This window comes from Brachybacterium sp. AOP29-B2-41 (genome assembly GCF_052378395.1).
In the GTDB taxonomy this organism is placed as follows: Bacteria; Actinomycetota; Actinomycetes; order Actinomycetales; family Dermabacteraceae; genus Brachybacterium.
In genome coordinates this window covers 125394-138592 of sequence record NZ_JBQSXR010000007.1, presented here as the reverse complement: position 1 = coordinate 138592, position 13199 = coordinate 125394, and the positions used below count along the sequence as shown (strand labels likewise).

The 13199-nt window shown below is 70.0% G+C and carries 14 protein-coding genes; 10 read left to right on the top strand and 4 right to left on the bottom strand.

Annotation, left to right across the window (positions count from 1 at the left end):
* The first annotated feature begins 7 nt into the window (after positions 1-7).
* From ACT3T9_RS09020 to ACT3T9_RS09010, 3 genes are all read left to right on the top strand, one after another.
* Positions 8-1288, top strand: a complete 1281-nt coding sequence (locus ACT3T9_RS09020) for a sugar ABC transporter permease (protein WP_444606382.1) — start codon at positions 8-10, stop codon at positions 1286-1288.
* Between the two features lie 146 nt (positions 1289-1434).
* Positions 1435-2532: a substrate-binding domain-containing protein gene (locus tag ACT3T9_RS09015; RefSeq protein WP_444606381.1), complete on the top strand. Its 1098-nt coding sequence runs from the start codon at positions 1435-1437 to the stop codon at positions 2530-2532.
* Between the two features lie 96 nt (positions 2533-2628).
* Positions 2629-3642, top strand: coding sequence for a LacI family DNA-binding transcriptional regulator (locus ACT3T9_RS09010; protein ID WP_444606380.1), 1014 nt, complete (start codon positions 2629-2631; stop codon positions 3640-3642).
* A 12-nt stretch (positions 3643-3654) separates the two neighbouring features.
* Here ACT3T9_RS09010 and ACT3T9_RS09005 read toward each other — a convergent pair whose 3' ends face one another.
* The gene (locus ACT3T9_RS09005; protein ID WP_444606379.1) at positions 3655-3942 is read right to left on the bottom strand and encodes an MGMT family protein; all 288 of its coding nucleotides are present in this window, start codon (positions 3940-3942) and stop codon (positions 3655-3657) included.
* Between the two features lie 416 nt (positions 3943-4358).
* Between ACT3T9_RS09005 and ACT3T9_RS09000 the strand changes: the two genes are divergently transcribed.
* The 3 genes from ACT3T9_RS09000 to ACT3T9_RS08990 all read left to right on the top strand — a co-directional run bounded on the left by ACT3T9_RS09000 (position 4359) and on the right by ACT3T9_RS08990 (position 8736).
* Positions 4359-4529, top strand: coding sequence for a hypothetical protein (locus tag ACT3T9_RS09000; protein WP_444606378.1), 171 nt, complete (start codon positions 4359-4361; stop codon positions 4527-4529).
* Positions 4530-4715: 186 nt separating this feature from the next.
* Positions 4716-8111: an AAA family ATPase gene (locus ACT3T9_RS08995; RefSeq protein WP_444606377.1), complete on the top strand. Its 3396-nt coding sequence runs from the start codon at positions 4716-4718 to the stop codon at positions 8109-8111.
* A gap of 112 nt (positions 8112-8223) precedes the next feature.
* Entirely contained in the window at positions 8224-8736 is a 513-nt protein-coding gene (locus ACT3T9_RS08990) for a TetR/AcrR family transcriptional regulator (protein WP_444606376.1), read from the top strand.
* A gap of 80 nt (positions 8737-8816) precedes the next feature.
* Here the strand turns inward: ACT3T9_RS08990 and ACT3T9_RS08985 are convergent, their stop codons facing one another.
* Together ACT3T9_RS08985 and ACT3T9_RS08980 are read right to left on the bottom strand one after the other, a co-directional pair.
* A complete protein-coding gene (locus ACT3T9_RS08985) occupies positions 8817-9863 on the bottom strand; it encodes a homocysteine S-methyltransferase family protein (RefSeq protein WP_444606375.1) in 1047 nt (348 codons plus the stop codon).
* A gap of 154 nt (positions 9864-10017) precedes the next feature.
* Positions 10018-10194: a hypothetical protein gene (locus tag ACT3T9_RS08980; RefSeq protein ID WP_444606374.1), complete on the bottom strand. Its 177-nt coding sequence runs from the start codon at positions 10192-10194 to the stop codon at positions 10018-10020.
* A 273-nt stretch (positions 10195-10467) separates the two neighbouring features.
* Here ACT3T9_RS08980 and ACT3T9_RS08975 point away from each other — a divergent pair, with 273 nt between their 5' ends.
* The 3 genes from ACT3T9_RS08975 to ACT3T9_RS08965 all read left to right on the top strand — a co-directional run bounded on the left by ACT3T9_RS08975 (position 10468) and on the right by ACT3T9_RS08965 (position 11503).
* On the top strand, positions 10468-10764 hold the full coding sequence (locus ACT3T9_RS08975; protein ID WP_444606373.1) for a hypothetical protein: 297 nt from the start codon (positions 10468-10470) through the stop codon (positions 10762-10764).
* 39 nt (positions 10765-10803) lie between these two features.
* Positions 10804-10926, top strand: coding sequence for a hypothetical protein (locus tag ACT3T9_RS08970; RefSeq protein ID WP_444606372.1), 123 nt, complete (start codon positions 10804-10806; stop codon positions 10924-10926).
* Between the two features lie 91 nt (positions 10927-11017).
* Positions 11018-11503 carry a carbohydrate ABC transporter permease gene (locus ACT3T9_RS08965; protein ID WP_444606371.1) on the top strand — a complete coding sequence of 162 codons (486 nt, stop codon included), beginning with the start codon at positions 11018-11020 and terminating at the stop codon, positions 11501-11503.
* 12 nt (positions 11504-11515) lie between these two features.
* On the opposite strand, the gene ACT3T9_RS08960 is transcribed toward ACT3T9_RS08965, so the two are convergent.
* Positions 11516-12415, bottom strand: a complete 900-nt coding sequence (locus ACT3T9_RS08960) for an ArgP/LysG family DNA-binding transcriptional regulator (RefSeq protein WP_444606370.1) — start codon at positions 12413-12415, stop codon at positions 11516-11518.
* A gap of 85 nt (positions 12416-12500) precedes the next feature.
* Here ACT3T9_RS08960 and ACT3T9_RS08955 point away from each other — a divergent pair, with 85 nt between their 5' ends.
* Positions 12501-13103 (top strand): LysE/ArgO family amino acid transporter, encoded by a 603-nt coding sequence (locus ACT3T9_RS08955; protein WP_444606369.1) that lies wholly within the window; start codon positions 12501-12503, stop codon positions 13101-13103.
* Positions 13104-13199: the final 96 nt, after the last annotated feature.

Here is a 13199-nt window from a genome sequence, read left to right as displayed (position 1 = left end):
CACACTCATGAATGCTGTGAAGCAGATTTTCGGGACGGATTTCCGTCAGTTCACGATGGTCTTCGCCCTTGTGGCACTACTCCTCGGGTTCCACATCGCCTCCGGCGGCAACATGCTGACGCCGGGGAACATGCAGAACCTCATCGCCGGCAACGCCTACGTGCTGATCCTCGCGATCGGCATGGTCATGGTCATCGTCATCGGCCACATCGACCTGTCCGTCGGCTCCGTCGCCGGCTTCGTCGGGATGTGCGTGGCGCTGTCCGCCCGCGACCTCAGCTTCCCTTGGTGGGCGGCGCTGCTCACCGGCCTGGTGGTGGGCGTCGCGATCGGCGCCTGGCACGGCTTCTGGCTCGCGAAGATCGGCATCCCCGGATTCATCACGACCCTCGCCGGGATGATGATCTTCCGCGGCGGCGTGATCTGGCTCAGCGGCTCCGTCAGCGTTCCCGTGCCGCCGGAGCTGAACGTGCTCGGCGCGGGCTACCTGCCCGAGTGGGGCCCGGCCTTCACTAACCTCAACAACTCGACGCTGCTGCTCGGCATCCTCGCGATCGCCTTCTACGCCTGGAGCCAGATCAGCACGCACCGCCAGCGCGTCGCCGATGGCGAGACCGGACTGAACTTCACCGCGGTGATCATCCGCCTGGTGCTGGTCGGCGCTGTCCTCGGCTACGTCACGTACCTGTTCGGCAGCGGCCGTCCCGGCACGTCCTTCCCGGTGCCCGGCCTGATCCTCGTCTTCCTCGTGATCATCTACCACGTCATCACGCAGCGCACCACGTTCGGTCGTCACATCTACGCGGTCGGCGGCAACAAGCAGGCCGCCGCGCTCTCGGGCGTGAGCGTCGCCAAGGTGCACTTCTTCGTCATGATGAACATGTCGTTCCTCGCGGCGCTCGCGGGCATCCTCTTCGTCGCCCGTGCGACCTCCGCCGGACCCACCGACGGCAACATGTGGGAGCTCGACGCGATCGCGGCCGTGTTCATCGGCGGGGCCGCGGTCTCCGGCGGGATCGGCACCGTGGCGGCGACCATGATCGGCGGGCTCGTCATGGCCACCTTGAACTCGGGACTGTTCCTGATGGGCGTGGGCCAGGACAAGACGCAGGTGATCAAGGGCCTCGTGCTCCTCGCCGCCGTCGCGTTCGACGTCTACAACAAGCAGCAGGGCCGCCCCTCGATCACCGGCCGGCTCTTCGGCGACCGGAAGACGTCGGAGAGCACCACCGACTCGACGCAGATCGCGCCGACCGCGCCGACCGCGCCGGGAACTGCCAAGAACTGACCCTTCGGCACCCGGGCACGCTCCAGCACCCGGGCACGCTCCCACAGTCGGGATCCTGCCCGCGGCGCCCGCCACTGAACCCACCTGACCCACTCAACCCACCCTGGAGCCCGATGGCGGGCCTCCACATCACCTGAGGAGAAATCATGAAGAGAAGGACTTTCACGCTCGGCGGCGCAGCCGCGGCTGGTGCACTGCTCCTGGCAGCCTGCGGCGAGGGCCGCAGCGGCGGCGAGGCGGCAGGCGGGGAAGAGGCCGGCAGCGGCTTCGCCGCCGACGCCACCGTCGGTGTGTCCCTGCCGTGGCTCGGGACGCAGAACTGGGCCGAGGCCCAGGCCATGTTCGAGGAGCAGCTCAAGAGCGCCGGCTTCACCCCGCTGATCCAGGCGGCGGACAACAAGGTGCCGCAGCAGCAGCAGCAGATCGAGGCGATGGTCCAGCAGGGCGCGAAGGCGATCGTCGTCGGCCCCATCGACGGCACCCAGCTGGGCAGCGCGCTGAAGGCGGCGAAGGATGCCGGCGTGCGGATCATCGGCTACGACCGTCTGATCGAGAACACCGACGCCGTTGACGGTGTGGTGCAGTTCGGCAGCATCCGCACCGGTGAGCTGCAGGGCCAGTCCCTCCTCGACGGCCTCGCCGAGCGCAAGGGCGAAGGCCCGTACAACATCGAGCTGTTCGGCGGCGGTCCCGCCGATCCGAATGCCCCGAACTTCTTCGAGGGCGCGATGTCGGTCCTCCAGCCGAAGATCGACGACGGCACGCTCGTGGTCGTCTCCGGGCAGACGGACTTCCAGCAGGTCGCGACCCAGGACTGGGACAACGGCAAGGCCCAGTCCCGCATGGACTCGCTGCTCGCCGCGAACTACTCGGACAAGCCCGTGGACGGCGTGCTCTCCCCGAACGACGGCATCGCCCGCGCGATCATCACCTCGTGCAAGGGTGCCGGCCAGGACATCCCGGTGGTCGACGGCCTCGACGCTGAGACTGAGTCCATCAAGTCGATCTGGGCCGGCGAGCAGTACTCGACCGTGCACAAGCCGACGAAGGACCTCGTGGCCAAGACCGTCGAGATCATCACCGCTTTCCAGAAGGGTGAGGAGGCTCCGGCGACCGAGGAGTCGGAGAACAACGGCGTGATCGACGTGCCGATCTATGCACTGGATCCGATCGTCGTCACCGAGGCGAACGCGGAGGAGATCTTCGCAGACGATCCCGACCGTCTCGCGCTCCTCGAAGGCTGAGACAGGACACGCTGGTGGCCCCGGGGCTCGTCGCCTCGGGGCCACCACCCCGTGCTGCGGTTCGGAAGAGACGGCATGACGAAGTAGCGCGCCACCATGAAGGACGTCGCGGCACGTGCCGGGGTGGGCTTCAAGACCGTCTCCCGGGTGGTCAACGACGAAGCCGGGGTCTCCGACCAGACGGCGGCGAAGGTCCGCAGAGCCGCCGCTGAACTGAACTACCGGCGCGATATGGCTGCCGGGAACCTCCGCCGTGCCGCGGGGCGCACCGACAGCATCGGGCTCCTCGTCGCGAGCGTCGACAACGAGTTCGATGCGAAGCTGCACCGCGCCGTCGAGGACGCCGCCCAGGAGCGCCGCGTCAGCGTGTTCTCCTCGAGCACCGACGAGGACGCCGATCGTGAGCGCCAGCGCGCCGTCACGCTCCTGGCACGGAGGGTCGACGGGCTCGTGCTCATGCCCTCGAGCGGCGACCTCTCCTACCTGCAGCACGAGCTCGACCTCGGCACACCGGTGATCGCCGTGGACCGCCCGCCGAAGGGCATCTCCATCGACACGCTCATGGTCGACAACGAGATCGGAGCCCGCGATTCCGTCACGCACCTGATCGAGCACGGGCACCGGCGGGTCGTGGTCCTGGCGCATCTGGCGACCCTGGTGACGTCCGCGCAGCGGATCGCCGGTGCGCGCAGCGCCTGGGCCGACGCTGGCCTCCCTGCGGACTCCCTGCAGGTGGTCGACGGGATATCCACCGCTGAGGACACAGCCCGCATCCTGGATGCCCTGCTGGAGGGGGATGACCCGCCGACTGCGGTGTTCGCCGCGCGCAACGCGATCGCTGTCGGCGTGGTGCGGGCGCTCCAGCGCCGCGGCCAGCAGCACGAGATCGCACTGATCGGCTTCGACGACTTCGGGCACGCGGATCTGCTGGACCCTGCGGTGACTGTCGTCCGCCAGGATCCGGCTCGGCTCGGTGAGCTTGCGACGGAGCGGCTGTTCGCACGCCTGGACGACCACTCCCTCCCAGTGGAGCAGCTGGTCGTCAAGACCCGCCTGATCCGGCGACGATCCTGCGGATGCGCTGAGCATGGGGGCGCGACTACGGCCTGAGCCGGATCAGGATCAGTTCGAGCGCGGAACGCGCAGCCTGCGCAGATCCACCTTGTCGCCCACGAACGGGACGTGCTCCTGCGCCAGCAGCGAAGGAGCCGTGCCGCCGTGACACGCGGCGGGGGTTCCGTCGGCGCGGACGACTCTCCACCAGGGGATCTCCCCGGAGATGCGGGCGACGATCTGTCCCACCTGGCGGGGGTGCAGGCCGGTCTCCACGGCGATGTCCCCGTAGGTCATCACGCGTCCGGGCGGGATCTCGGCCGCAGTCGCACGGACCGCATCCTCGGGACTCTGCATGGCGTCGTCCTTCCAGGGCGGATTCAGCGGACGAGGCAGCACCAGGACTGCCCTGCCCCGCACGATAGTCGGCCGCAGTGACGGGCCTCGCCTGGCCCCAAAGATCGACGACGCATTCGAGGCGTTCAGCAAGGCGGTCTTCGAGGAAGGCGCCCTCCCGGGGAAGACGAAACAGCTCATCGCGGTGGCCGTCGCCCACGAGCCTATGCGCACTCCACGCTCGCCCTGGACGCGTTGGCCGGGCACGAGCACCCGGAGTGATCTGGACTCCGGGTATCGGAGATGAGCGGAGGGAGGCGGCTGGAGGTGCCTGAGCCCAGACCCCGTGGGGTGTTCGCGGGCCTCGCGACCCTGGATGTCATCCATCGGGTGGACTCGCAGCCCGGCCCATCACCGAGGAGCTTGCGGGCGTCGGCGTGGTGGTCAGCGACATCGGCCCGGAGCTGCGCGAGAAGCCCGGTGCCCACGCCGGCGGCGCGGCGGAGGCCATCCTGCGAGGTGACGTCGAGGATCTGCTCGACAAGCCCACGCTGGTCACCCGCATGGCCCCGATCCCGGCCGGGTCGAAGGAGCAGGGCCAGCTGTGACCGGGAGAGCGTGCGGGCGCGGCGACCCCGTTGGCTTGCGATCCGATCAGACCCCGCCACGCGTCGACATCCGGCTCTAGGGTGGCCCTCGGAGGGACCGCCTTGACCCGTCGGTGACGCGATGCCGGCGTCGACGGGAAGTGGTGCGACCCCGTGCCGGAAACGACCAGGGGGAGGACGTCGACGATGGCGACGATCAAGGTGAAGTCGGGGATGTTCGGGAAGACCCTGGGCGAGGCGCTGCACCTCGCGAAGCCGGGGGACAAGATCCAGCTCGCCCCGGGGGAGTACGTGATCGAGACGATCCCGATCTACCACCTGACCTTCCAGGGCGTCGGCAGCGACCCGTCGGAGGTGGTGCTCCAGACCCGTGTCGATGTCACCGGGAACGCGGCGTTCCGCGACCTCACCCTGCGCGCGCCGCACTTCTCGAACGCCGTGCACATGCCGAAGCCGGGTGCGCGGGCCACGCTCGATCGCTGCATCATCGTCGGCGATCCGGCCGGCAAGTACCCGGCGCTCTACTGCAAGAGCGGCCTGCTCAGCCTGCGAGAGCGCGAGGTGCGCGGCGCTCCCGGAGCGCAGACCATCACCCTGCAGACGGGGTCCACGTTCACGGCGGAGCAGTCCACGCTCGGGCACGTCTGGGCCACCGCCAGCACTGCGACGCTCTCCCACACGGCGGCCAGCTCGATCATCGCGTCGAGCCGCTCCCGGATCGATGCGGACGTTCTCAAGGTGGCGCCCGGGCCGGGCAAGCGCTCCCTGGTGCTCGAGGGCGAGACGGTGTGCCGGATCGGCAGGCTCGACGCACCTCGTGGGGAGTGGGAGGCGCTGTGCGAGGAGAGCTCGCTGGAGATCGGCGAGGCGATCCTGCCGGCAGGGGAGGAGTACCTCGTCATCGCCAAGGGCGCCGGGCTCGTGCGCAGCGACAGCCCCTCGGTGCGGATCCATGACCCCGATGCCCCTCCCGTCCCCAAGGAGGTCCACTGGCCGCTTTCGGCCGCCCGAGCCTTCATGCGGGAGATCCAGCCGAAGGTCAAGGCCGGCGACACGATCGTGCTCGATCCGGGCGAGTACTACCTCGACGATGTCGGCGCCATGCTGTCGATCCGCATGCATCTGCGCGGCAGCGGCTCCGACCGGACGGTGCTGCACGGCTGCCTCGCCACCTACGAGGATGCCGAGGCCTCGATCTCCGGCCTCACGCTGCGGGCCCGTGCGACCTCGAACGCGGTCCAGGCCGCGCAGGGGAGCACCCTCACCCTCGAGGATGTCCTCCTCGAACCCTCCGACGGGACCGAACTGGCTGCCGTCTACCTGGGCAGGGGTGCCTCCGCCACGTTCACCGGCTGCACCGTGGCGGCGGCGTCCGATCAGCAGCGCGGGGTGGTCGACGTCGACGGCGCGGATCTCGTGGCCGATGACAGCGCGCTCGGTTGGTTGCGCGTCGTCGGCGGTGGCACCGCGCGGCTCACGAACTGCGATGCCCTGATGGTCCTGGCCGGCAGCGGTGCGGATGTCACCGGCGACGTGACGCTCCACGACAACGAGGACGAGAAGCGCCAGGTGGTCGCGCTCGGCGGCGCCACCGTCCATCTGGGGAGGGTCGATGCCGAGTTCGAGCAGCTCGAGATGTACTCCAGCGCCGCCGAGCTGCGCATCGACGAGCTCCGCACACCGCCGGGAGCGAGCACCTATGTGGTGCGCGAGGACGGCGGGGAGGCCACGGTCACCGGCCGCGGTGTCGAATACCTCGATGACGAACCCGCCGCCGCGGCCCCGCAGGGCAGCGTCACCACGGCCGCGCCCCAGGCCGCGGCCTCCGTCGAGACGGCGGAGGCCGCCGCGGGGGAGGGGGCGCTCGAACCTGCCGGGCCGGCACCCGCCTCCGTCGGCGCGGGGGACCCCGTCCCGGCCGACGCCGACAGCGGCGAGACCGACGCGGCGCCGCCGGACGCGCTCGCCGAGATCCTGGCACTCACCGGCCTGGAGACGGTGAAGGAGCAGATTCAGGGCTTCACCCAGATGGTCCGGTTCAACCAGATCCGGGCGCAGAGCGGACTGCGCACCACGGGGATGAGCATGCACTCCCTGTTCCTGGGCAATCCGGGGACCGGGAAGACCACCGTCGCCCGCTTGCTGGGCCGGGTGCTGCACGAGTCAGGGGCGATCAGCTCCGACACTTTCGTGGAGGTGGGGCGGCGTGACCTGGTCAGCGACCGGATCGGCGCCTCGGCGAAGAAGACGGTGGACGTGCTCGAATCCGCCCGCGGCGGCGTGCTGTTCATCGACGAGGCCTACTCGCTGTACCAGGAGAAGAACAACGAGTTCGCCCAGGAGGCGGTCGATGCGCTGATCACCTTCATGGAGAACAATCGCGACGGCGTGGTGGTGATTTTCGCCGGATATGCGGATCGGATGCAGGACTTCCTGCGGATGAACCCCGGCCTGCAGTCCCGTGTCCCCAACCGGTTCGACTTCGAGGACTACTCGCCGCGGCAGATCGCGGAGATCGGGTACCGCGACCTGCTCTCCAACGACTACGTGGTCGATGAGGAGCGTTACCGCCGCACCGTCACCGCGCTCTACGGGCGCAGCACCGATCGCAGCAACGGTCGCTGGGTGCGGAACCTCAACGAGAGCCTGGTCAAGGAGATGGTGCGCCGCGTGATGGCCGCGCCGAGCTCCGCGGTGGAGGACCTCACTCACATCCGCGACGAGGACCTCGCCGCGATCGGTGGCGGCAGCAGCGAGCACAAGGAGCGCACCGTGGAGGCGCTGCTGGAGGAGCTCGACCAGATGGTGGGCCTCGCCCCGGTGAAGACCTGGGTGCGCAGCCTCGTCAACCGGGTCGCGCTGGACCGGCAGCGCCTCGAGCTCGACGGCGACACCCAGCGGCCCAGCTACCACATGGTGTTCTCCGGCAACCCGGGCACCGGCAAGACGACGGTCGCCCGGCTCATCGCGCAGCTGTTCCACAACCTCGGGGTCCTCTCCACCCCGCAAGTCAAGGTGGTGGAGCGCAGCAGCCTGGTGGGCTCGTGGATCGGGCACACCGAGCAGCGCACCGCCGCCGCCGTGGACGAGGCGATGGGCGGGGTGCTGTTCGTGGACGAGGCGTACCAGCTCACCGTCGAGGCCACACCGAACGACTTCGGCAAGCTCGCCGTCGAGACCCTCATGACCCGGCTGGAGAGCGACCGCGACCGATTCGTGGCGATCTTCGCCGGATACACCGAGCCGATGGACGAGTTCCTCGCCGCGAACCCGGGACTGCGCTCACGCATCCCGCTGGTCATCGAGTTCCCCGACTTCTCCCCGCAGGAGGTGGCGCGCATCGTCTCGGCGACCCTCGCCCCGCGCTGGGAGTTCGACGGCGATCTGCTCGAGGAGGCCGCGGCCGAGGCGTACCAAAACCTTCCCGAGCACGATCGCTCCAACGGCCGCTGGGCCCGGAACTTCGCCGAGAGGATCGAGGCGCTGCACAGCGACCACGTCGCCGCGCGCGGCCTGACAGGGGAGGCGGTGCGGCGGATCGATCCCGAGGTGATCCGGACGGCTGCGGGGCGGGGGCAGTAGTCACCGCGGTCCACTGAGCTTCACGGGTGCCAAAGTGGAGGGATTCGGTCGATCTACGACGAGCACCCACAGGCGCTCGCCCGGGCCGAATGCCGAGATCGCGCGGACGGCGATGGGGCTGTTCCTGCAGCAGGGGTTCGAGAACACCACGATCGATCAGATCGTTGCCGCCGCAGGCATCTCGAGACGCTCCTTCTTCCGGTACTTCGGGACGAAGGAAGATGTGGTTCTGGGGGACCTCGCCGGGGAAGGCGCGAAGGTGCAGGAGGCACTCGAGGCGGTCCCTCTGGACGTGCCGCCCTGGGAGGCGATCGAGGAGGCTTTCTGGCGGGTCGCCGAGCAGGCTCCGGGCGATGAGGCCATGAGGAAGGAAGCGGAGATGCTGTACGGGACGCCGTCGCTCCGTGCCCGCAGCATCGAGAAGCACCTCCAGTGGCAGGAGCTCATGGTGCCGAACATCCAGCGCCGGCTCGAGGCGGGCGGCGGCGACGCACGGCCGCCCGCTGCTGACGCCATCGTCGCCAGTGCCATCGCCTGTCTCGACGTCGCGGGGCAGGCGTGGATCCGGGAGCCCGGGAGCGATCTGCGCGAGCTCTACCGTCGGGCCGCGCGAGCAGCGGCGTAGGACCCGCCCGGCGGCGCCGGCAGCAGGGCGGGCCCGCCGAGAGCCGACGGCGGGCCCCGACGCGCAGACGCCGCCCCCGGTCAGGCGCGACCGCCGAGCCCCACCACGTGCTCGGGAAGTCGCTCGTTGCTGCCGTACATGAAATGATTCGCCATGTTCTCGGAGAACCGGCTGGCCGCCGGGGTGCGGCCCACGGCCTCGGCGACCTCGCGGATGTGGATCGGGGCCGCACCGCAGCACACGCCCAGGTAGTTCACGCCGAGTGCGTAGGCCTCCTCGGCGAAGGCCCGGATCTCGTAGCGATTGGCGAGCAGGGGATCCAGGGCCGTGGGGAAGGTGCGCCCGTGCGGGGAGGGCACGGTCGCCGCGACGTCCGAGAGGTTGAAGAACGTCGGCTCCGCCTCCGTCGTCCGGTAGGGGATCGGCAGCGCGCCCACGTGACAGGAGACCGCCTCGCGGATCTGCCGCAGCCACGGCATCAGGGTCGCCGGGCCCCGGAAGCAGTTCAGCCCGACGACGTCGGCCCCGCCCTGCTCCAGGCGTTGGGCGGTCTCGACGATCCCTGCCCCGTCGGCCATCTCCTGGAACGCCATCGGCGCGAGCGTGAGCACCACGGGCAGTCCGGAGGCCTTCGCCACCTCGAGAGCCGCGAGCGCCTCGCCGGCGTAGTAGAAGGTCTCGCCGATGATGAGGTCCGCGCCCTCCTCGACGGCCCAGCCGACCATCTCCTCGAACATGCCGCGCACCTCGGACTGCCGGGCGGGGTCCGCCGGGTCCCAGATGTTCGAGTTCGAGATGTTGCCGGCCATCAGGTTCCCGGGCACCGCGTCGGCGACCTCACGGGCGATGCGCAGCGCGGAGCGGTTCAGCGGCTCCAGCAGCTCCTCCTTGCCGATCACTCGCATCTTCTCGCGGTGGCCGTTGTAGGTGAACGCCTCGACGATGTCGGAGCCGGCGCGCTGGAAGTCCACGTGCAGGGACCGCAGGGCCTCCGGATGCTCGAGGGCTACCTCGGGGACGAATTCTCCGGCGGTCAGGTAGCCGCGGCGCTCGAGCTCGAACAGGAAGCCCTCCGCACAGATGACGGGGCCGGCGTCGAGGCGCTCGGTGAGGATGTTCTGGGACATGGTCGGTGCTCGGCTCTCGGAAGATGGGCGGACGGTCGAACGGGAATCTACCGAGTCGCCGGAGCCGCCGACCGGAATGTGGCGCGGAATGAACGCGGGTGATGGCGTGCCGGGGGCCGGGGGATTCCCGATCGGAGTGCCCATCCCCTCCTGCTCACGTCGTCCACGGCTCTGCCTCGACCCGCACGGGGGCCGGCTCGGCGGCGTCGATCGCCAGGGAGATGGCCTGATCCTGACAGGCCTCCGCCAGCGGGTACGGACCCGGCCCGGCGTCGGCCCCGGCGGTGACGCGCCGGGCCCAGCTGCCGCTCTCGGCGACGATCTGCGCCACGGCGATCTCGTCGTCGGAGAAGCGCGCCCCCCGAAGAGGCTGCGGAACAGCACCTGTCCGTCGAGGCTCACGGACGTCGTGTCCGCGCCCTCGAGGTTCAACCCTCGCCCCGTCGCCGCACGGTGCAGTCGCGAGGTGACCACGGTCCTGGGATCTGCCATGCGCACGAGCGTCCCGTCCCGCAGCTCCCCGTGGGTGCCGCGCACGGTCAGGTGATCCGTACGCAGCGGATTCCACCACTGGTTGTCGGTGAAGTCGTAGAGACCGGTGCCGATGCCGTCCAGGTCGATCGTCGCCAGGGTGGTCGTCCTCTCCACCGGCTCGACGCTTCCCGTCCAGCCCTCGGGGGTGAGCGGATCCAGCACTCGCGCCCGTCGGCGGTGCGTGCGCACCGTCGCCGGCGCGGTCCCCGCGCCCAGCAGGCCGCGGATCATCGAGAACGTCCATCACGCCGTGGCACTGGACCCGCTCACCGCAGCGCTGCTCACCCTCGAAGACGCGCGGGCGATGACGGATGAGCTGCTCGCGGCGCATGCGGAGCGGCTGCCGGAGCGACTCCAGCAGCACTGATCCACCCCCGTCGTCCGTCGCTCAAAGGAGAGTGAATTCGTGAGACCCCCGCAGATCGGACGCCGCCAGATCCTGGCGGTCGCCGGTATCTCGGTGAGCGGTGCCCTGGCCGCATGCAGCGGCCAGGACACCGGCACCCAGCACCTTCGGCTCTCGTCGTAGAACATCCCCACCGACCTCGAGTCGTACCAGGCGATCGCCGATCGCTTCGTCGGGCAAGGGCCTGCTGTACACGGCGTTCCTCATCACCATCATGATCCCCATCCAGGTCACCCTGGTGCCCTCGTTCCTGGTGGTGGCGCGGCTGGGGCTCGTGGACTCGCCCTGGGCGGTCATCCTGCCCACGGCCTTCGACGTGGTGGGCATCTTCATCGCCCGCCAGTTCATGCTCGCCGTGCCCAACGCCCTCGTCGAGGCCGCCCGCGTGGACGGCGCCGGAGAGTTCCGGGCCTTCTTCTCCGTGGTGCTGCCCACCTGCGGGCCGTTCATCGGGGTGCTCGTGATCCTCGCGTTCATGGCGCGGTGGAACGACTTCCTGTGGCCGATGGTGGTGCTGCAGGGCAACGAGAGCCTCACCGTCCCGGTGGCGCTGTCCACGCTCACGAACAACCCGGCCTTCGCCTCCCCGTGGGGCGCCGTGATGGCAGTCGCGACCGTGACGGTGCTGCCGATCCTGGTGGTGTTCCTGGCGTTCCAGCGGCAGTTCGTGCAGGGGATCTCGAGCACCGGGATCAAGTGAGGCGCAGGGCGATCAGCCCAGCACGAGCTCCCTCCGCGCAGTCTCCAGCACCGCGTCCGTGAGCGCCTCGAGCAGGGCCGACGGCGTCTTCGCCACCTGCCAGAACAGCGCAGAGGTGACCGGCTCCGCGCCGAGCGCGATCAGCTCGCCGCTCGCGAGCAGGGGCTCGGCCTGCATGGTCAGCAGCATCCCCCAGCCGAGCCCGGCGACGACCGCATCGGCAAGCTCGTGGGTGGAGGGCACCAGATGGCGCGGGGCGAGCGCAGGATCCACGCCCTGCCTGCGCAGCCACGTGGCCTGTAGGTCATCGGTCGCGTCGTAGTCGATCCGCGGAGCCCGGGCGAGGACGTCCGGGCCGACGGGACCACTCGCGCTCCCGGCCCAGCGCTCCCGCCACTCGGGGGAGGCGACCGCGACGTAAACGATGCTGCCCAGCGGCAGGGAGCGATATCCGGGCGGGGCCGACGGCGCTGAGGTCACGGCCGCGAGGGCAGCCCCAGTGGTGAGCAGGCGCGCGGTCTCGTCCTGATCCTCGCGCTGCAGCTCCAGCTGTGCGTCATGCTCCCGGGCGAACATCGCAAGCGCCGGCACGAACCAGGTGGCGAGCGAGTCGGAGTTCACCGCGATCCCGATCCGGGGATGCTCGCCCTGCGCCTCGAGCCCGAGCGCCGCCCGCGCCTCCTGCTCGAGGAGCGCCTGGCCGCGGGCGAAACGCACCACGACTTCGCCGGGAGGAGTGAGCCGCACCGGCTTCGCCCGCACCAGCAGGCGCTGGCCCAGCTGCTGCTCGAGCAGCTTCAACCGCTGGCTCACCGCCGACGGGGTCATGTGCTGGCGTCGGGCCGCGGCCTCGAGCGTGCCCTCCTCGGCGACGAGGCGAAGCGTCTCCGCGAGGGAGGGATCGATGCGCATGCCCCGATCGTAGATGAAGCACAGCTTCAGGTGGCGCAGGAATGCTCGCTGGTACTTCATGGCTGGTGGTTCTAACGTCGAGCAGGTGGCCCCTGCACTGCACGGCCTCCTCGCCGGCCTCACCCTCATCATCGCCATCGGCTCCCAGAACGTGTTCGTGCTCCGACAGGGCATCCGCCGCGAGCACGTGCTGCCCGTGGTCGCGGTGTGCATCGCCTCGGACGCCGTGCTGATCACGGCCGGTGCCGGCGGGCTCGGCGCCCTGGTGGGGGCCGTGCCCGAGGTGGTCGTCGCAGCGCGCTGGGCCGGCGTCGCCTTCCTCCTCGGCTACGCGGCGCTCGCCGCGCGCCGGGCGCTGCGCGGCGGTGAATCCTTGCAGGCCGACGGGGCAGGGCGCGGGAGCGGGCTCGGCGCCGTGGTCGCCACCGCGCTCGCGCTCACCTGGCTGAACCCGCACGTCTACCTCGACACCGTGCTGCTGCTCGGCTCCATCGCCTCCACCCACGGCGCACAGGCGTGGCTGTTCGCCCTGGGGGCGGTGGTTGGCAGCACGATCTGGTTCACGGCGCTGGGGTTTGGAGCTCGAGGGTTAGGGCGGGTGCTGTCGAGTGCAAGGTCCTGGCGGGTGCTCGACGGGGTGGTGGCCGTGACGATGGTGATGGTCGCCGGGATGCTGGCGCTCGGATGATCTCCTGGCTGCCATCGCTGTCGCGTTTCCTGCCGGGCTGATCTGACACCGTGCCTCGCGATCGGCTGCGCCGCTCGTGCGCCGGGCTCGAAGCTA

What these genes read in the sequence shown, in the direction of transcription:
- ACT3T9_RS09010 (WP_444606380.1), top strand. Translation starts at nt 2,629, where the DNA reads ATGAAGGACGTCGCGGCACGTGCCGGGGTGGGCTTCAAGACCGTCTCC.
- ACT3T9_RS09005 (WP_444606379.1), bottom strand. Translation starts at nt 3,942, where the DNA reads ATGCAGAGTCCCGAGGATGCGGTCCGTGCGACTGCGGCCGAGATCCCG.
- ACT3T9_RS08965 (WP_444606371.1), top strand. Translation starts at nt 11,018, where the DNA reads ATGATCCCCATCCAGGTCACCCTGGTGCCCTCGTTCCTGGTGGTGGCG.
- ACT3T9_RS08975 (WP_444606373.1), top strand. Translation starts at nt 10,468, where the DNA reads ATGCCGTCCAGGTCGATCGTCGCCAGGGTGGTCGTCCTCTCCACCGGC.
- ACT3T9_RS09020 (WP_444606382.1), top strand. Translation starts at nt 8, where the DNA reads ATGAATGCTGTGAAGCAGATTTTCGGGACGGATTTCCGTCAGTTCACG.
- ACT3T9_RS08990 (WP_444606376.1), top strand. Translation starts at nt 8,224, where the DNA reads ATGGGGCTGTTCCTGCAGCAGGGGTTCGAGAACACCACGATCGATCAG.
- ACT3T9_RS09015 (WP_444606381.1), top strand. Translation starts at nt 1,435, where the DNA reads ATGAAGAGAAGGACTTTCACGCTCGGCGGCGCAGCCGCGGCTGGTGCA.
- ACT3T9_RS08995 (WP_444606377.1), top strand. Translation starts at nt 4,716, where the DNA reads ATGGCGACGATCAAGGTGAAGTCGGGGATGTTCGGGAAGACCCTGGGC.
- ACT3T9_RS08985 (WP_444606375.1), bottom strand. Translation starts at nt 9,863, where the DNA reads ATGTCCCAGAACATCCTCACCGAGCGCCTCGACGCCGGCCCCGTCATC.
- ACT3T9_RS08960 (WP_444606370.1), bottom strand. Translation starts at nt 12,415, where the DNA reads ATGCGCATCGATCCCTCCCTCGCGGAGACGCTTCGCCTCGTCGCCGAG.